Below are 16,849 nucleotides of genomic sequence, written 5' to 3' on the forward strand. Positions count from 1 at the left end.
CTATAGCTCTGCAGGGGATAATCGAACTTTTTTGTGTTAAAGAATTATTAAGTTATTTTTTGTTCATGTATTTCGAGCATCGTTTTAAGGTGCATTTTTGCCATCATTCTTCTTCCCTAGAAATAACCGCTACAAGGTAGAGCATAGCATGGCAAAAAAAATCCCCCAAAGTCTAGCAGACTTTGAGGGACATGTCATTATGTTTGATTTCGTCTATTTCTTCTTTCCGTACTTTTTGGAAATTTGAATAGCTTTGTATTTCGTCGTGTCAAAATGGGGTGTGTCAATTGATAAGCTTGTTGGATAAGGTGCACTTCGATCGAAGAAATACACCGTTGTTGTGCTTCCGTAATCATTGACAGGCATCAAGTCAAGACAGCCTGTATAATCTGCGTTCAACAGGTCACCTACTGTAACGGCATAGATGCGTATGATACCGCCTTTATTTTGTTCATTTCTGACGAAAGCGACTTCCTTAAAACCTCCCGGTAAATCTTCAATACTTTTCTGATTGAAGCTATCTTTTAAAATAAAACCCAGCAGCACTAAAATCGGTATGACCAAAAGCCATAACCTTTTATTCTTCTTCATTAAAAAACACTTAAATTGTAATAGTAATACCTAATAACTTATAAAACTCTTTTAAAATTGCCTGATGTCCTGGCCAAGCAGGAGAGGTGACCAAATTTCCGTCTACGACCGCTTGATCTGCAGGAATATTTTTCCATGTGCCGCCTGCTAATTCAATGTCTGGACCTACAGCAACATAGGCTGTCAATGTACGACCTGCGAGTACTTTTGCAGCTGTTAACACCTGGATACCATGACATATTGCCGCCACAGGTTTGTTGTGCTCAAAGAAGTGTTTCGTAATCTCCAAAACACGTTTGTTGAGTCGAATATATTCTGCCGATCGTCCGCCAGCAATATATAGACCGTCATAGTCTTCAACATTTACCTGGTCGAAATCTTTATTGATTGCGAAATTATGCCCGCGCAATTCTTTGTAGGTCTGATCACCAGTGAAATCATGTACTGCTGTGGGAACTACATCCCCGCTTTTGCGGTCTGGAGCAATTGCATCTACCGTTATCCCTATAGAACCCATTGCTTGAAATGGAACCATTGCTTCGTAGTCTTCTACAAAGTCTCCTACAAGTAGTAATATTTTTTTTGCCATATCAAAAAACCTCTTTTAATAGGTTTTCAATTTACATATTAAAAGAGGTTTTTACAATGATTATTTGTTAATCTTTTGTTAACCCTGAACGGATAATTTTTCGGCAAGTGCACGTTTTGTTTTACGTACTTTAGCTTCTAATTGACTTCTTAAAGTCGGGTCGATAATACCTTTACCTTCTTCAAAGTTTTTGTGGAATTCGGGAAGAGAAAAGGAATCTAATATATCGGCACCGTCCCAAGTGATTCGATTGACAGCAGTGTTCAAAACTGTGGCACCTCCCATTGGACCAGGGGCAGTAGCCAATAAGAAAACAGGTTTGCCGTTGAATAATTTACGGTTAGGAATCCGTGAAACCCAGTCAACGATATTTTTGTAAGCTGTGGTATAGGATCCATTATGTTCGGCCAAAGAAATCAACAGGAAATCTGCGGCATCCATTTTAGCTGCAAAGTCATGTGCCAATTGAGGAATGCCCAACTCGACTTCTTTGTCGTAAGAATAGATCGGCATTTCAAAATGGTTTAAGTCTAGCAATTCGATGGTATCGTCGGCTTCCTTGTAGTATTTTGAAGTACTTGTGACAAATGTTTTGTTGATTGAGTTTTTGTTGCTTGTGCCTGCAAATGCTAATATTTTCATCTTTATATCATTAATTTATGAGGTGCTGCATAGGGTTAAAAATACCCCATACTGGCCTCGCTGTTACCTTTGGAAAATCATGGTTTTCGCATGTTTTCGATTTGATTTATTTTTAAATCGGGTCAAACTTACAATATAATTGCTGAAGAAATGTCAATCAAATGTCTCTGTGGGGTGTTCTGCTTTATTTATTGATGTAGATCAAGAAAATTAAAACGTTCGTACATGCCAAGTAGGCCTGTAAGTCCGCCGGTATGTATTACGAGTACCTGATCGGCGGGGGTAAAGTAGTCCTTTTTGATCAGGTCATCCACGGCATAGAGCAATTTGCCGGTATAAGTAGGTTCAATCATTATTCCTGTGGATGCTATAAAATGTTGAACGAAGGCGAGCAAGTCGGCGTTGGATTTGGCATAACCACCAAAATGATAATCAAGGTGTAAAATAGGCGGGGGGATGTTGGGGTAAAGTTGATCGACTTCCGTTTGAATAAAGCCACCATTTTTTAAAACAGGAACGCCATGTACATGGGTAAATAGATCTCGTTTTTCGACAGCATTGCCTATTCCCGCTAATGTTGTTCCTGTACCACAGGCTGTAAAAATATGCTGATATTCATGTTGGAGTTCGTCAACGATTTCGGCGCAACCTTTCGCTCCGAGCATACCGTAACCGCCTTCATGTATATAGAATGTCGTCGGATCCTGACCAAAATAACGCTCGTATAAATTTTCTTTATTTCGGTAAGATTCGCGGTCGACGTAAATAAGCTGCATCCCAAAAAGACGACACATCGTTAAAACAGGGTTGTTAACCCCTTCTTCACCTCTAACAAAAGCAGTTGTTTTAAACTTGAAGGTAGCGCCGGCGCAAGCAGTAGCCAAAAGATGGTTGCTCCATGCCCCGCCAAATGTAACCAGATGGCTTTTCCCTAGCTGCACTGCTTCTTCCAGATTATATTTTAATTTTCGCCACTTATTGCCCGAAATAAACGGATGTATGAGGTCATCCCGCTTAAGCGTTACTTTAATATGCTTCTTCTCCCAGGCCGGAAGGCACAATTCAGTTTCGGGACTATGGATTTTGAACGGCAACATAACATTAAATGAAAACAAATTTAACGAAAATTGTTTCATTTGGTTTATTTTTGTAGCATGACAGAACAAATTGGATCGCAAGATCAGGAAGAACAGGAATTATTTGAGCATCTACGTATTGAGGTGGATAAGGGGCAAGCATTACTCCGCATTGATAAATATCTGATGAACAGGGTGGAAAATGCTACGCGGAGCAAAATTCAGCATGCTATTGAAGCTGGTTCTGTCATGGTTAACGGTAAGGAGATCAAGGCGAGCTATAAGGTTAGACCTGATGATGTGATTACATTGGTGCTACCTGATCCGCCACGGGATAACGAAGTTTATCCTGAAAACATTCCATTAGATATCAAATACGAGGATGACGATGTGTTGATCGTGAATAAGGAGGCGGGAATGGTCGTGCATCCAGGATATAATAATTATACAGGAACCTTGGTCAATGCATTAACGTATCATATACAGCAGCTGCCACAGCTACCTGGAAACTCCGATCGCCCGGGTTTAGTGCATCGAATCGATAAAGACACCTCCGGATTATTGGTCATTGCTAAAAATGAAAAATCAATGGCCTTTTTGGCAAAGCAGTTTTTCGATCACAGCATTACCCGTAAATATATTGCATTAGTTTGGGGAGATTTAAAAGAGGACGGAACAATCACAGGTTATATTGGACGTCATCTAAAAGACAGACGTATCATGGCGATGTATGATAGTGAAGACAAGGGGCGTTGGTCAGTGACACATTACCGAGTTTTGGAGCGACTGGGCTATGTTACCCTAATAGAATGTCAATTAGAAACGGGACGTACACATCAAATTCGTACGCATATGCAATCTATTGGTCATCCGCTATTTAATGATGCCATGTATGGCGGCGATAAGATTTTAAAAGGTACCGTGTTTTCAAAGTACAAGCAGTTTGTGGATAACTGTTTTTCATTGCTGCCGCGACAAGCACTTCATGCTCAAGTATTGGGATTTATTCATCCTTCTACAAAAGAAAATATGTATTTTGAGGTACCATATCCGGAAGATTTTCGTTTAGCTTTAGAAAAGTGGCGCGGATATGCGGCAAATTCAATGGCTATAGAACATGATTAAAATTTAGAACAAAATTAAGATGCCAACAAACTATATCAATTTCAATGGCAATGTAGTGCCGGAAGATCAGGAAATATTTAGCATTGAGAATAGAGGTTTTCGTTATGGGGACGGACTGTTCGAAACGATGTTGTATAAGGATGGTGATATCCGCTTTCTAAATTTTCATGTCGAGCGTTTACAAAAAGGAATGGAGTTGATTCATTTGGATGATGCAAACCTTTTCGATGCATTTTTTATTCGTTCGAGATCCGAAGAATTAATCCGTAAAAACAATATGTTGGGACAGCAGGTTCGTATCCGGTTGATCGTATTTAGATCTGGTGGCGGATTGTATAGTCCGACGAGTAATAAACCTGGTTTTGTTTTGCAGGTGCAGCGCATAGAACCTAATCTTCGCGATAAGAAGGTCGGTTTGATTGTAGGGCTGTACAATGAATTCAAAAAACCTTATAGCGATCTTTCAAAGATTAAATCTTTAAATGCGCAGATTTATGTGTTAGCTGGCATCTATAAAAAGAAAATGGCTTTTGATGATGTGTTAATTCTAAATCAGGAAGGTTACCTATGTGAATCCTTAATTTCAAATATCTTTGTCTATTATGAAAAGGTGCTTTATACACCAGCATTATCCGAAGGATGTATTGAAGGGGTGATGCGTCGGGTAGTCATGGACATGGCACAGGATGAAGGTATAGAAGTGGTGGAAGCACAGATAAGCCCCGAAATCATGAAAAGGGCAGATGAGATTTTCTGTACCAATGCTGTACAGGGGGTACAATGGGTAATGGGCTATAAGCAAAAGCGCTATTTCAATAAGATATCGCGGATCTTACAGGAAAAATTACAGCATTGGAACTATGACCTCAGTGATGAACAAGACTAGTTTAATTTGATCATTCATACAAAAGGGCAGAACTTAATTCTGCCTTTTTGTATGAATGATTCGCTCAGCCCATTGCTCAAATGCTGTTTTAAAGCTGCGGAGAAAATCTTTGGTTTTTGCTAATTCCACTGTTCCACTTGGACCGATACAGCTGCCGATATCGCCCAGATAAGCTTCAGGTTGCTGCATCGTTGGGATATTGACGAAGACAAGTGATTGACGCAAATGATGGTTGGCCCCAAAGCCCCCATAAACTCCCGTTGATGAGGAAATTATTGCGCCAGGTTTACCATCCCATTTATTTTTTCCATAGGGTCTCGAACCCACGTCAATCGCATTCTTTAATACCGCCGGAATCGAACGGTTATACTCTGCGGTAACAAAAAGCACAGCATCCAAGGACGCGACCTCTTGACGGAAACGGGTATAGCTAGCCGGTGGGTTACCAGCATCGTCAAAATCCTGATTATATAAGGGGAGATCGCCGATATCAATCATGCGATAGCTAAATTTCGATTCCTCCTGGTCGAGGATAAACTGTGCGATCTTTTTATTGAAAGATTCCTTTCTCAAGCTGCCGACAAATATGCCTACGTTATATATACTCATGGTAATTATTCATTAAAGTCCTATCAATCTGAACAACGGATCCTTCAAAAAGGTTTGGGGTATTTTGTGAATTACACTATTTTCAACCTGTTCAAAATGAGGTTTTTATTGTTGCGTTAACAAAAATTAACATTTGAACATTAATCTTTTGCATACTGTTTGTTGTCGTATTGTAAAGAAGAAATTACAAACTAAGGGAGGAGCTACTTATGAAAAAATTGTTTTATGCGGCGGCGATCATTGCAGGCCTTTTTACGGCGGGAGCCGCACAGGCGCAAGTGAGTATCAGTGTCAATATTGGAAGTCAGCCTAGTTGGGGGCCAGCGGGTTATGATTACGCGCGTTATTATTATATGCCAGAATACAATATGTATTACGATGTACCCGCGAGATGTTACGTTTATTATGATAACGGCGGCTGGATAAGAAGAGCAAGTTTACCGAGACGATATAGACATTACGATTTTTATCGGGTGCATAAAGTAGTAATCAACGATCGCACACCTTGGCATCATCACGATCGCTACAGAAGCCGTTATGGCGGTTATCGGGGAAGGCAGGTCGCCATTCGAGACAGTCATCATGGTGGTGGATATTCATTTGCAAGCGAGCGTCGGGTAAGCCGCGAACATTCATGGGGTGAGCGTCGGGGATACGATAGAGGAAACGACCGCGGTTATGGACGAGGTCGCGAAGGTGGTCACGGGCGTGGCAATGATCAGGGACATGGACACGGGCGAGGTAACGGTCATGGCGGAAGACATCGGGATTAATTGAGTAGCTGAATAACAGAATAAAAAAGGAATCTATATCAACATAGGTTCCTTTTTTTTGGCCGGAAATAACAGCTGGTCTGCTTTCGTAGCGCTGGAGGCATGCGAAATCATGACGCTTTGAGTGCCATGCACAATAAATTAAATAACATAACAGCTTTATTAATGAAAAATATATTAATTTTGCGCAACACGGGACTGAAATCAGCTTATTTTAGATGATTTTGAGTATTTGTGAAATAATTGTGATGGTAAGTTAATTTTTGTAATGAGAAAAGTAGTTAATTCGGGTGTTGTATGGGTAGGGTTAAGTATATCTATTTTGGGATTTTACTCCTGCAATCAAAGTGGGACAAATAAGGTGCAAAATGTGGGGGCTGTTGACTCTATGCCACCAAAAAAGGATAGTTTACTTGCCGTGCAGGATTCAATAAGTAAAGTAGATTCGCTACGGAAAGACACCATTACAAAAATGGAAGAAGATGTGGACTACAAAGGAGCTAAAGATACAACGGTATTGTTGACTGATACTGTTTCTCCACGATACATTTATCTCACTTTTGACGATGGACCCTTAAATGGAAGTCAGCACCTTGATTCCATTGCGACAGCAAAAGGCATTAAAATCAATGCTTTTCTGATTGGTAATCATGACAAGATGAGTAAGAAGTTACACGGCTTTACAGAACGTTATAAAAATAATCCATTAGTAGATTGTTACAACCACAGTTACTGGCATGCACATAATAAGTACAGTACATTCTATTCGAATGCGCAGACGGCCTTTGAAGATTTTGAACTTGCTGAGCAATCGCTGGGCTTAACACATAAGATAGTGCGGCTGCCGGGACGAAATATCTGGTATATCGGAGACCGCAAAAAGGTTGATTTGAAAAGTGGGGCTTCGACGGCCGAGCTACTACACCAAAATGGTTATAAAGTAATTGGTTGGGATTGTGAGTGGAAGATTAATGGTGTTACAGGGAAACCGGACCTATCGGTGAATCAATTGTATACCCAAATGAAGAATTTACTCCGCAAAGGTACGTCTTATACAAAGAACAATGTTGTGCTCTTGACACATGACAATATGTACCAAACGAAAAAAGGGCAGCGGCTATTATCGGACTTGATCGATAGTCTCAAACAACATCCAAACTATCGTTTCGAATTTGTGCGGAATTATCCGCAATAGTGGCAACTAGTATCTATTTAAATAATTAAGGCTTAAACAGGAGTTCCCCAGTTTAAGCCTTAATTATTTAGACGAAAAGTCTATCTTAATTTTGTTTACGGAGATATTTGGTCAGAATCACGATGGTTTGACCTTCAATCTTTCCTTCAATTTGTTCGATATTGTCTGCTACAAGTCGAATATTCTTAACCACGGTACCTAAAGTCGCTTTTAAAGAGGAGCCTTTCACATCAAGCGTTTTTGTCAGAACAACAGTGTCGCCCTCCAATAGTCGTTGCCCGATGCTATCTTCATGAAATGAAACATAGCCGTCATTTTCATGGTCTCCAGTTTTCTTAGCTTCAGCTAGTGTCTCATCGTCTAAATAGAGAATATCCAATGCTTCAGACGCCCAACCTTCATTTTTTAGTCGGTTTAACATACGCCAACATACAATTTGTACCGATGGGTTCTCGGACCACATTGCATTTGGAAGGAATTTCCAATCGTCCGGATTTAATTGCTCCGTTTTGTTGAGCTGATTGACCAATGTTTCTGAAATCAGTAAAGTATTGTCCAAATTTGATGTTATTTCCGGTGGTAATGTATAAGCAATTAAAGTGGAATCTTCGCCTGTCAGCTCACATTTTCCGCCAGCTCTCGCTTGTAATTGTTCTTCTAATTTCATGTCAGTTTTTTTGAAAGCCCAAACTTAGCCAAATTTGTTTTGATGTACAATGACGAATATCACGACTGAGGGAATAACTCCTGTTTTTGTCCCTTTAAAGCATTGTTTTTGCTAATGACTATCTTTTCTTACCGGTAAATTTATGATATGAGCGAGCTATGATGTAAATTGTAGCATGAGTTTTTTATTCAAATAAATCTACTTCATGTAGAACATTGGTACCGAATTTGTGTTTATCCAACATTAGAAAAGATTATTAACTGTAATATAGAAATACTATGAAATGGCAAGGAGGAAAGCAAAGTGGTAATTTTGAAGACCGCAGAGGAATGTCGGGTGGTGGAAAAATTGCTTTAGGAGGAATTGGTGGAATTATTGTTTTGGTCATTGGATTTTTGATGGGTGGAGATCCGATGCAACTCTTACAGCAAGCCCAAAATATGGGGGCGCAGACAGAACAGTCGGGGCAGCCACGTGAGTTAAATCCTGAAGAAAAAAGGCTAACCGAATTCTCCTTGACTGTACTCCAAAGTACAGAGGATGTTTGGGCAAAGCTGTTTAAAGAGCAGATGCAGAAGAGTTATACGCCTACTACCCTTGTTTTTTATGATGGTGGTACACAAACGGATGGTTGTGGCATGGGACAGGCCTCTTACGGACCTTTTTATTGTCCTGGCGATCAAAAGATTTACCTGGATCTGAGCTTTAGTAAAGAACTGTCGGATAAATTCGGGGCGAAGGGAGAGTTCGCCATGGCGTATGTAATTGCCCATGAGGTTGGACACCATATCCAACAGTTGGTGGGTTTATTACCAAAGACCAATCAGGCCCGTGGGCAAATGAGTGAACGCGAAAATAACCGGATCTCTGTGATGACCGAACTGCAAGCTGATTTTTATGCTGGAGTATGGGCGCATTATCTCAATGAATATACCGATATAAAAATCGATTATAATGATATTATGGACGGTATGAAAGCTGCCGAAGCAGTGGGAGATGATAAATTACAGACAGAGGCACAGGGCTATGCTGTTCCTGAATCATTTACGCATGGTACGTCCGCTCAACGTATGGAATGGTTTAAAAAGGGATATGATTCGGGGGATATGCGATCGGGCAACACCTTTGAAGATCCGAGTCTGAAATAAAGATCATACTTCGAATGAAAAAACACCTGTTCACACATCATGAACAGGTGTTTTAATTTAATTGCCCTATGTGTTTCACCACCTACGCTTTCATTTATTTGGGAATATAAAGGATCATCACAAAACCCGTGCTGAATCATGTTGGATCATTATTGAACCAACAAATTACATCCCCTGATATCACTTTGGTCAAAACGTCCTAATATTTCAAAAGATCCATCTGGATATACTTTACCCAAATCCTGCGTGGCTATAAATGAACACGAGTAACGATTCGCAAGGTCGATAACGTTGATACCACCAGTTTTATTCATGGGAATTAGGCTCAATGGATCATTGGTGTCGCGAATCAAGATTTTCATCCATTTGGGAAGATGGAAAATTCCCTGACCTGAAGAATAACCTTGTGAGAGTAATTCTGTCATGCCATATTCCGAATGGATTCCATGGACGGAAAAGGCTTCTTCCAGGAGTTTATGGATTTCCTGTTTGACCATTTCCTTGCGCTTACCTTTCATTCCGCCAGTTTCCATAATAATCAGTTCAGGAAATTCAAAGGCGTATTGTTCAATGAAGTCGAGTAGGGCGTACGTTACGCCGAAAAGGATTGTTTTTGTGCCTTTATTTTTGAGCGCCACAAGTGTATCGTAAAGCTCTTGGTGGTTATAGAGAAAATAATTGCTTTCAGGCTGCTCACTTTGCTTCATGAGATCATCAATCATGTAGATTAAAGATGAACCGCTTCTTTCAAGGTATGAGGGTAGAAGGGCCAGTACGGCAATATGGCTCAGTGGCCCATAGAAGTCTTCAAAAATACGACGGAAAGTGCGTTCGTAAATACGGAGGTCAGCGACTAAATGTTTTGAGGTGACCATACCCGTTGTACCCGAACTCGAGAATACGATTTCAGCCTCCATTCCTTCAGCAATAACCTGTTGCGTCTTAAAAAATTCAATAGGCATAAAAGGAATATCCGTATAGTGCTGAATAAGGTCTTTTTCTCTGCCGAGGAGGCTGATATAGTCACGATAAACCTTACAATGCTGGCTCTGGAATTGGTAGGTATCTAAACAATGCTGATTAAAATCATCCTCGGTTTTAATTTCAAAAAAATCCTTCCAGTTCGCCATAGCATTTAAATTTGATCGACAAAATTAACGAAAATTTGTAAATATTGGAGGCGATCTATAGATTCCTTCTTATCAGAAGCCTATTGAAGATGTTTGGTATTATTAATAATACAGGTATGTGGAGACAGAAAATTCTGTAAACAGAAGGAGCAGTATAGTGTCTTTGTCCAGTATAACCGGATTAGAGGGGTAGATAGATCGGGATCGTCGTAAAACATAACTAGAGAACAGGCTTAGGTCAAGGTAAGAAAACTTGACCTAAGCCTGTTATTTTTTATAACATACCACCATCAACAGGAAGAACCTGTCCGGTTACGTATGCCGATAAGTCAGATGCTAAATAAAGACATGCATTGGCAACATCTTCTGGTTGGCCAGCACGTTTCAATGGAATTCCAGCTTCCCATCCTGCCACAACTTTAGGATCCAGTACATCTGTCATTTCGGTACGTATAAAGCCTGGAGCAACTACGTTTGCACGGATATTACGAGAACCTAATTCTTTAGCGACCGATTTTGTGAACCCAATGATACCAGCTTTTGATGCAGCATAATTTGCCTGACCAGCATTTCCTTGAACGCCAACAACGGATGACATATTGATAAATGAACCTTTACGGTTTTTCATCATAATTTTTGAAGCAGCTTTTGTAACGTTAAAGACAGATTTTAAGTTGACATTTAGTACATCATCCCAATTCTCTTCGGTCATACGCATTAACAGGCCGTCTTTTGTGATACCAGCATTATTTACAACAATATCTAATCCGCCAAAATCAGCGACGATCGCATTGATCAATTGTTCTGCTTCTTCAAATTTTGAAGCGTCAGAGCGATAACCAATCACTTTGGTGCCAAAAGCCTGAAGCTCCTGCTCCAACGCCTGTCCTTTTTCGACAGAAGAAAGATACGTAAAAGCGACGTTAGCACCATGTTGTGCAAACACTTCTGCAATTTTCCTTCCGATTCCTTTTGATGCTCCTGTTACTAAAGCAATTTTTCCTTCAAGTATTTTCATCTGTATAAGTTATTTGTTCTTCAATTAATTACACTATGGCATTTATGACCATTTTCCTCGTGCTTTCTTTCGCTCACAGCCCGTCTGATCTTGGAATTCAACACGATACATGAACTCGCTTCCATTAGGTTTATCTTGGTTATGCCACAGTCTTTGTGTTTTTCTCGATGCTATAGTATGAGCGAATAAATGATCTTATTTTTTAGCCATCGTGTACACTATTGCCTATCGACGTTCTGCAAAAATGTTAAAACTATATTATAACACAAAATCTTTCGATAAATAACGGTTTAAAATAGAAAAACATTGTGTGCTGCCCCTGTGTTTATCTTGGAGTGGGGGAGTGTTTTAAGGTAACATTTTTAGAATTTTACGGTAAGCGATTGCTCACTTAGGATTATTTTAATAAATCAATGGTATTTTTGAATAAGTGGTTCTAAAAAGTACAGTTTTTTGACAAAAGACTTGGACGTTTACCAAAAACTATATTAAATTTGCATCAATCACAAAAACATGAGCAAAAAATCAAATAAAGAAGTTGACGTTGTTCTGATCGGCGCCGGTATTATGAGTGCTACTTTGGGTACTCTAATCAATGAATTAAGCCCAGACGTTAATATTGAAATTCTTGAGCGTTTGGATGTTGTGGCTGCTGAAAGTTCTGACGCATGGAATAATGCTGGCACGGGTCACTCTGCTTTATGCGAGTTAAATTATACCCCCGAACAGAAAGATGGTTCTGTCAAGATTGATAAAGCAGTGAAAATTGCCGAGCAATTTGAAGTCTCTAAGCAATTTTGGTCCTACCTCGTTGATAAAGGCATTATTGCCCAACCTGAAAATTTTATCCGTAGTATTCCACACATGAGTGCGGTTTTTGGTGAAAAAGACGCTAAATTTCTAAAGACAAGATGGGAAACACTAACGACCCAAAACTTGTTCAAAGGGATGGAATATACCGAAGATACAGCATTGTTGAAATCGTGGATTCCATTGATGATGGAAGGACGTGCGGCAGACGAAAAAATCGCTGCGACAAAAATGGATCTGGGTACTGATGTAAATTTTGGGTCGTTGACACGTGATTTGATCGCTAATCTTGAAAATAAAGAAAATATTTCGATTTCCTTAAACCACGAAGTAATTGACATCGAACGTGAAGATGACGGTCGCTGGGAAGTGGAAGTCAAAGATTTAAAGACAGGAACAAAGCGAGAAATCAAGGCAAAATTTGTATTTATTGGAGCCGGTGGGCACTCGTTGTTATTGTTGGAAAAATCTGGAATACCCGAAGCGAAAGGCTATGGCGGATTCCCGGTGGGAGGCCAATGGCTGCGTTGTGTGAATGAAGAGATCATTAATACACACCATGCGAAGGTGTATGGTAAAGCTTCTGTCGGTGCGCCTCCAATGTCTGTACCGCACTTAGATACACGTTATATTGATGGCAAGCAAGCGTTATTGTTTGGACCATATGCAGGTTTCTCAACTAAATTCTTAAAACAGGGGTCTTACTTCGATTTACCGGCTTCTATCAAATTGTCCAATATCCGTCCGATGTTATCAGCCGGACTTGACAACTTACCGTTGACGAAGTATCTTATTACTGAAGTCATGAAGTCACCAAAAGATAAACTGGAGTCTTTAAAACAATTTATGCCTACAGCTAAATTGGAGGATTGGGTTATCGAGAAAGCAGGACAACGTGTTCAGGTCATCAAGAAAGATGAAAAGAAAGGTGGAATTTTAGAATTTGGTACAGAGGTCGTTTCGAGTGCCGATGGTTCTATTGCTGCGCTATTAGGAGCGTCTCCTGGAGCTTCGACGTCAGTGGCTATTATGATCAGCCTGTTGAAGAGATGTTTCCCTGAACGTGCCAAATCAGATGAATACCGTAAAAAACTACGTGAAATGATCCCTTCACACGGGAAATCATTGAACGATGATGCGCAACTTTGTAAAGAAACGCGTACGCGTACGCACAAAACGTTGAAATTGATTGATATAGAATAATCAATTCGACAGAAAATATACTTATGGGGTGCTTGGAATGACCATGGTCATTCTCGGCTGAGATTATACCCAATAAAAGCGATTGTACCTCCTTGTACAATCGCTTTTATATACCTGATCCAGGTAATGCTGGCGTAGGGATTTAATTTCAATAAAAAATAGCCGTTTCTCTCCCATAGGTTTATTATGAATGACACGATATAATAAACAAGGCGATGACTTCTGAAACAATTTTCGAAGCTTTTGTAAAACAGATTCAACAGGCCACCATTGCGGAATGGTTGGGGGTATCTTTTGGTGTTTTACAAGTTTGGTTTTCCCGGCAAAATAAATCGATCAATTACATTTTTGGGATTATTGGTATCTTAATTTCTGTATACGTATTATTCCATGCGAAACTATATGCCGAAATATTGCTACATCTCTATTACTTGATCATGAGCATCTATGGCTGGATCTATTGGAAATATAGTCGTGATGTAGCTACGCCCATAACACACTGTGAGCCGAAAGAATGGTGGATAGTAGGTGGCATATGTGCTGTCGGTTTTCTGTTGTTTTATTTCGGATTGGTACACTTAACAGATTCTGATGTACCGCTTTGGGATTCTGCAGTTTCCTGTACAGCTTGGGCAGGGATGTGGTTATTGGCAAAGCGGAAGATAGAAAACTGGATATTGTTGAATATCAGTAATCTGATGGCAATTCCTTTACTGATCCATAAAGGGCTGTTTCTTTATTCGGGCTTGACGTTATTTTTATTTGTTATGGCATTTAGTGGGTATTTTAATTGGAGGAGAATAATACGTGAAGAAAGATATGCAATTCAATAGCGAAGATATCGCTATACTGAAAGATAATCAGGCAAAAGGAATTCAGCAGAAAACGTTGTCAGATGGACAACTGGATCTGATTTACCGTCGGAAGTGGTTTAAGATTTGGGTTCCCCGTGCATTAGGTGGATTGGGGTTAAGTGTACCTGAAGGACTCAGTTTATTGGCTGATCTGGCTTATTGGGATGGGGGATTAGCCTGGACAGTAACCTTATGTTCAGGAGCAAATCTGTTTGTCGGTTTTATTGATCCCCTTATAGGAAATCAAATTTTCGAAACGGATCGGGTTTGTTTCGGAGGTAGTGGACAGGCATCTGGTACTGCTACGCGTGAAGGGGACCACTATCGACTCCGTGGTTTCTGGAGATATGCTACCGGAGCGCCACATTTAACGCACTTCACATTAAATGCCGCAATTCAGGAGGCGGGAAAACCCGTTTTGGACGAAAAAGGTGAACCGCTGATAAAATCATTTTTTGTCGATCGGGATCATGTACTGATTCACTATGACTGGGATACATTTGGATTGGAAGCTACAGCTTCGCATTCTTTTTCGCTGGAAGACGTTCTCGTTGATAGCAGGCAGTCTTTTGAGATTGATGCGGCAAAAAGTACACGTCGCGAGCTGTTGTATCAATATCCCTTTATGCCTTTTGCGGAATTGACTTTACTGGCCAACTTTACGGGAATGTATAAGCGCTTTTTGGATTTAATCGAAAAACTATTTGTGTTAAAAAGCAATCAATCCAAATGGGAGAAGACTGAAAGTAAAGAAGCGTTTAGGGTACTCGATGAATTTCAGCAAGATTATGTTAATCGGAGGGAAGCAATCATGAATTTGGCCGCTCTTTCTTGGGAAAATCTTCACGATGGAAATGATAATGCAGCGATTTATGAACAGATAGGGATACAAAGTAGAGATTTTGTGGAATCTATCTTAACAAATACGATAAGACTCTATCCACACACCGGAATTTCGGGGGCCGCCATTGACCATGAAATCAATATCATCTTCCGGAATATTTTTACGGCTTCGCAACACAAGTTATTGCAAAAGAGCTTCTAAACAACAAAGACTATCCTAGGATAGTCTTTGTTGTTAAATAGGATGTGTTCCCGGCGGGGGTCGAACCCACATCGTCAGAACCGGAATCTGAAATTCTATCCATTGAACTACGGGAACGTCTGGCAAAGATATACTATTTTCTAGATCTTACAAACAATCTTTGTGATAAAATTATATCTTTTAGCAATCAATTTTTAAGGCATCTTATCGTCAGTATTTTAGCGTTTAGCTTTTGTCAATTCTCTATTTTTTTACGTCAATGCTATAATAGTTTCCATATATGCTTAGCATCGGGCGGGCCATGTGGAATGAGAGGTGGCTAGCACGATTGCCCCTGAATAAAGCAGTACAGTTCATTTGGATGGCCGAGCTGGCAAAAGGTGATCGGACATTCATCACGACCGTGGATGATATTGCGTAATAACGGAATGAAGGTAGTCCCTATCGATGTGTGTGTATATTTCGGTCGTGGTAATGCTTTCATGACCGAGCATATCTTGTACAGCTCTTAGATCTGCCCCGCCTTCCACTAAATGTGATGCAAAACTATGCCTAAAGGTATGTGGGCTGATGGTTTTTTGTAAACCGATTTTTAAGGCAAGTTCTTTGATGATCAAGAATATCATTACCCGAGATAATGCGGCGCCTCTTCTGTTGAGGAATACAATATCTTCATTTCCGGCCTTAATCTTGATATGAGGTCTGATCGTTTCTAAGTAGATACGGAGGTGTTTAATGGCGTGTTGACCAATTGGAATGAGGCGTTCTTTGCTTCCCTTGCCCTCAACTTTGATAAATTCAACATCTAAAAAAAGGTTCGATATCTTGAGTGTGACAAGTTCGGAAACACGGAGACCGCATCCGTATAAGATTTCGATGATCGTTTTATTGCGCTCACCCTCGGGTGAAGAAAGATCGATTGCCGCGATCAATTGATCGATCTCATGTATGCTCAAAACGCTGGGCAGCTTGCGTGCCAAGCGTGGCGCCTGAAGAAGATCTGTCGGATTGTGGACGAATTCATGCTCGATCATCAAAAAGCTAAAGAAAGTCTTCAGGCCAGAGATCAGCCTGGATTGTGTGAAGGGTGAAATATTAAACTCCTGCAACCAAGCCAAAAACTCCTGTATATTTTTTCTCGTTACAGTATTTAAAACCAAATGATTGTCTTCGCAGTAGATCTGAAATTTGGATACGTCATTTAAGTAAGCATCAATTGAATTAACGCTTAAGCCTCTTTCGAACTTTAAGAATTGTTCGAATTCTTTTTTTATATCAGTCCAGTTTTCAAAATCCATTTGCAACAAAATTACAATTAACTGTTGTTCTTTTCGAAAGTTATTCTGTATTTTTAAGTGGAATTTTTACAGATTATAAGTGATACAAAGAGACGTTCCCTTATAGCGGGTCCCGATTCCTCCTTGGATAATGAAAAAAGTATTAATCTGTATTTTACGATTTATCGGGACAATTGATCTCCTGTTCCGT

The 16,849-nt window shown here is 40.0% G+C and carries 18 protein-coding genes and 1 tRNA gene; 9 read left to right on the forward strand and 10 right to left on the reverse strand.

The genetic code is table 11. From position 1 onward, the window contains the following. Positions 1–213: 213 nt before the first annotated feature. The 4 genes from B3600_RS21955 to B3600_RS21970 form a co-directional block, all read right to left on the reverse strand. Positions 214–591 (reverse strand): hypothetical protein, encoded by a 378-nt coding sequence (locus B3600_RS21955; protein WP_046675797.1) that lies wholly within the window; start codon positions 589–591, stop codon positions 214–216. Positions 592–601: 10 nt separating this feature from the next. Next, positions 602–1,180 (reverse strand): DJ-1/PfpI family protein, encoded by a 579-nt coding sequence (locus B3600_RS21960; RefSeq protein ID WP_070569652.1) that lies wholly within the window; start codon positions 1,178–1,180, stop codon positions 602–604. A 78-nt stretch (positions 1,181–1,258) separates the two neighbouring features. Continuing rightward, positions 1,259–1,822 (reverse strand): NADPH-dependent FMN reductase, encoded by a 564-nt coding sequence (locus B3600_RS21965; RefSeq protein ID WP_046675799.1) that lies wholly within the window; start codon positions 1,820–1,822, stop codon positions 1,259–1,261. Positions 1,823–2,010: 188 nt separating this feature from the next. Continuing rightward, the gene (locus B3600_RS21970; RefSeq protein WP_053003927.1) at positions 2,011–2,958 is read right to left on the reverse strand and encodes a 1-aminocyclopropane-1-carboxylate deaminase/D-cysteine desulfhydrase; all 948 of its coding nucleotides are present in this window, start codon (positions 2,956–2,958) and stop codon (positions 2,011–2,013) included. Positions 2,959–2,976: 18 nt separating this feature from the next. Between B3600_RS21970 and B3600_RS21975 the strand changes: the two genes are divergently transcribed. After that, positions 2,977–4,023: an RluA family pseudouridine synthase gene (locus B3600_RS21975; protein WP_046675800.1), complete on the forward strand. Its 1,047-nt coding sequence runs from the start codon at positions 2,977–2,979 to the stop codon at positions 4,021–4,023. Positions 4,024–4,042: 19 nt separating this feature from the next. Next, positions 4,043–4,909 carry an aminotransferase class IV gene (locus tag B3600_RS21980; protein WP_046675801.1) on the forward strand — a complete coding sequence of 289 codons (867 nt, stop codon included), beginning with the start codon at positions 4,043–4,045 and terminating at the stop codon, positions 4,907–4,909. Between the two features lie 33 nt (positions 4,910–4,942). Here B3600_RS21980 and B3600_RS21985 read toward each other — a convergent pair whose 3' ends face one another. Continuing rightward, the gene (locus B3600_RS21985; protein WP_070569655.1) at positions 4,943–5,518 is read right to left on the reverse strand and encodes an NADPH-dependent FMN reductase; all 576 of its coding nucleotides are present in this window, start codon (positions 5,516–5,518) and stop codon (positions 4,943–4,945) included. 209 nt (positions 5,519–5,727) lie between these two features. Between B3600_RS21985 and B3600_RS21990 the strand changes: the two genes are divergently transcribed. Then, complete coding sequence (locus tag B3600_RS21990; RefSeq protein WP_115048048.1) at positions 5,728–6,291, forward strand: hypothetical protein; 564 nt, start codon at positions 5,728–5,730, stop codon at positions 6,289–6,291. 268 nt (positions 6,292–6,559) lie between these two features. Next, entirely contained in the window at positions 6,560–7,486 is a 927-nt protein-coding gene (locus tag B3600_RS21995) for a polysaccharide deacetylase family protein (protein ID WP_070569659.1), read from the forward strand. An 85-nt stretch (positions 7,487–7,571) separates the two neighbouring features. On the opposite strand, the gene B3600_RS22000 is transcribed toward B3600_RS21995, so the two are convergent. Continuing rightward, positions 7,572–8,153, reverse strand: a complete 582-nt coding sequence (locus B3600_RS22000; RefSeq protein ID WP_286754397.1) for a PhnA domain-containing protein — start codon at positions 8,151–8,153, stop codon at positions 7,572–7,574. A gap of 278 nt (positions 8,154–8,431) precedes the next feature. Here B3600_RS22000 and B3600_RS22005 point away from each other — a divergent pair, with 278 nt between their 5' ends. Continuing rightward, positions 8,432–9,301 (forward strand): KPN_02809 family neutral zinc metallopeptidase, encoded by an 870-nt coding sequence (locus B3600_RS22005; protein ID WP_286754398.1) that lies wholly within the window; start codon positions 8,432–8,434, stop codon positions 9,299–9,301. A gap of 149 nt (positions 9,302–9,450) precedes the next feature. Here B3600_RS22005 and B3600_RS22010 read toward each other — a convergent pair whose 3' ends face one another. Next, on the reverse strand, positions 9,451–10,431 hold the full coding sequence (locus tag B3600_RS22010) for an acyl transferase (protein ID WP_201639401.1): 981 nt from the start codon (positions 10,429–10,431) through the stop codon (positions 9,451–9,453). Between the two features lie 274 nt (positions 10,432–10,705). After that, positions 10,706–11,449, reverse strand: a complete 744-nt coding sequence (gene fabG / locus B3600_RS22015; RefSeq protein WP_046675808.1) for a 3-oxoacyl-[acyl-carrier-protein] reductase — start codon at positions 11,447–11,449, stop codon at positions 10,706–10,708. Between the two features lie 513 nt (positions 11,450–11,962). Here fabG and B3600_RS22020 point away from each other — a divergent pair. From B3600_RS22020 to B3600_RS22030, 3 genes are all read left to right on the forward strand, one after another. Continuing rightward, positions 11,963–13,462, forward strand: a complete 1,500-nt coding sequence (locus B3600_RS22020) for a malate:quinone oxidoreductase (protein WP_286754399.1) — start codon at positions 11,963–11,965, stop codon at positions 13,460–13,462. A gap of 215 nt (positions 13,463–13,677) precedes the next feature. After that, on the forward strand, positions 13,678–14,295 hold the full coding sequence (pnuC, locus tag B3600_RS22025) for a nicotinamide riboside transporter PnuC (protein WP_070569668.1): 618 nt from the start codon (positions 13,678–13,680) through the stop codon (positions 14,293–14,295). Beyond that, a complete protein-coding gene (locus B3600_RS22030) occupies positions 14,282–15,361 on the forward strand; it encodes a hypothetical protein (RefSeq protein WP_070569670.1) in 1,080 nt (359 codons plus the stop codon). The genes pnuC and B3600_RS22030 overlap by 14 nt, the downstream gene beginning before the upstream one ends. A 45-nt stretch (positions 15,362–15,406) precedes the next feature. Here B3600_RS22030 and B3600_RS22035 read toward each other — a convergent pair. Next, positions 15,407–15,478 (reverse strand) — tRNA-Arg (locus B3600_RS22035). A 163-nt stretch (positions 15,479–15,641) separates the two neighbouring features. Here B3600_RS22035 and B3600_RS22040 point away from each other — a divergent pair. Further along, the gene (locus B3600_RS22040; RefSeq protein WP_286754400.1) at positions 15,642–15,782 is read left to right on the forward strand and encodes a hypothetical protein; all 141 of its coding nucleotides are present in this window, start codon (positions 15,642–15,644) and stop codon (positions 15,780–15,782) included. On the opposite strand, the gene xerD is transcribed toward B3600_RS22040, so the two are convergent. Next, positions 15,757–16,659: a site-specific tyrosine recombinase XerD gene (xerD, locus tag B3600_RS22045; protein WP_070569672.1), complete on the reverse strand. Its 903-nt coding sequence runs from the start codon at positions 16,657–16,659 to the stop codon at positions 15,757–15,759. The genes B3600_RS22040 and xerD overlap by 26 nt on opposite strands. Between the last annotated feature and the right edge of the window lie 190 nt (positions 16,660–16,849).

The organism is Sphingobacterium sp. UBA2480, assembly GCF_002341965.1.
GTDB classification, from domain to species: domain Bacteria; phylum Bacteroidota; class Bacteroidia; order Sphingobacteriales; family Sphingobacteriaceae; genus Sphingobacterium; species Sphingobacterium multivorum.

What these genes read in the sequence shown, in the direction of transcription:
- B3600_RS21955 (WP_046675797.1), bottom strand. Translation starts at nt 591, where the DNA reads ATGAAGAAGAATAAAAGGTTATGGCTTTTGGTCATACCGATTTTAGTG.
- B3600_RS21960 (WP_070569652.1), bottom strand. Translation starts at nt 1,180, where the DNA reads ATGGCAAAAAAAATATTACTACTTGTAGGAGACTTTGTAGAAGACTAC.
- B3600_RS21965 (WP_046675799.1), bottom strand. Translation starts at nt 1,822, where the DNA reads ATGAAAATATTAGCATTTGCAGGCACAAGCAACAAAAACTCAATCAAC.
- B3600_RS21970 (WP_053003927.1), bottom strand. Translation starts at nt 2,958, where the DNA reads ATGAAACAATTTTCGTTAAATTTGTTTTCATTTAATGTTATGTTGCCG.
- B3600_RS21975 (WP_046675800.1), top strand. Translation starts at nt 2,977, where the DNA reads ATGACAGAACAAATTGGATCGCAAGATCAGGAAGAACAGGAATTATTT.
- B3600_RS21980 (WP_046675801.1), top strand. Translation starts at nt 4,043, where the DNA reads ATGCCAACAAACTATATCAATTTCAATGGCAATGTAGTGCCGGAAGAT.
- B3600_RS21985 (WP_070569655.1), bottom strand. Translation starts at nt 5,518, where the DNA reads ATGAGTATATATAACGTAGGCATATTTGTCGGCAGCTTGAGAAAGGAA.
- B3600_RS21990 (WP_115048048.1), top strand. Translation starts at nt 5,728, where the DNA reads ATGAAAAAATTGTTTTATGCGGCGGCGATCATTGCAGGCCTTTTTACG.
- B3600_RS21995 (WP_070569659.1), top strand. Translation starts at nt 6,560, where the DNA reads ATGAGAAAAGTAGTTAATTCGGGTGTTGTATGGGTAGGGTTAAGTATA.
- B3600_RS22000 (WP_286754397.1), bottom strand. Translation starts at nt 8,153, where the DNA reads ATGAAATTAGAAGAACAATTACAAGCGAGAGCTGGCGGAAAATGTGAG.
- B3600_RS22005 (WP_286754398.1), top strand. Translation starts at nt 8,432, where the DNA reads ATGAAATGGCAAGGAGGAAAGCAAAGTGGTAATTTTGAAGACCGCAGA.
- B3600_RS22010 (WP_201639401.1), bottom strand. Translation starts at nt 10,431, where the DNA reads ATGGCGAACTGGAAGGATTTTTTTGAAATTAAAACCGAGGATGATTTT.
- fabG (WP_046675808.1), bottom strand. Translation starts at nt 11,449, where the DNA reads ATGAAAATACTTGAAGGAAAAATTGCTTTAGTAACAGGAGCATCAAAA.
- B3600_RS22020 (WP_286754399.1), top strand. Translation starts at nt 11,963, where the DNA reads ATGAGCAAAAAATCAAATAAAGAAGTTGACGTTGTTCTGATCGGCGCC.
- pnuC (WP_070569668.1), top strand. Translation starts at nt 13,678, where the DNA reads ATGACTTCTGAAACAATTTTCGAAGCTTTTGTAAAACAGATTCAACAG.
- B3600_RS22030 (WP_070569670.1), top strand. Translation starts at nt 14,282, where the DNA reads ATGCAATTCAATAGCGAAGATATCGCTATACTGAAAGATAATCAGGCA.
- B3600_RS22040 (WP_286754400.1), top strand. Translation starts at nt 15,642, where the DNA reads ATGCTTAGCATCGGGCGGGCCATGTGGAATGAGAGGTGGCTAGCACGA.
- xerD (WP_070569672.1), bottom strand. Translation starts at nt 16,659, where the DNA reads ATGGATTTTGAAAACTGGACTGATATAAAAAAAGAATTCGAACAATTC.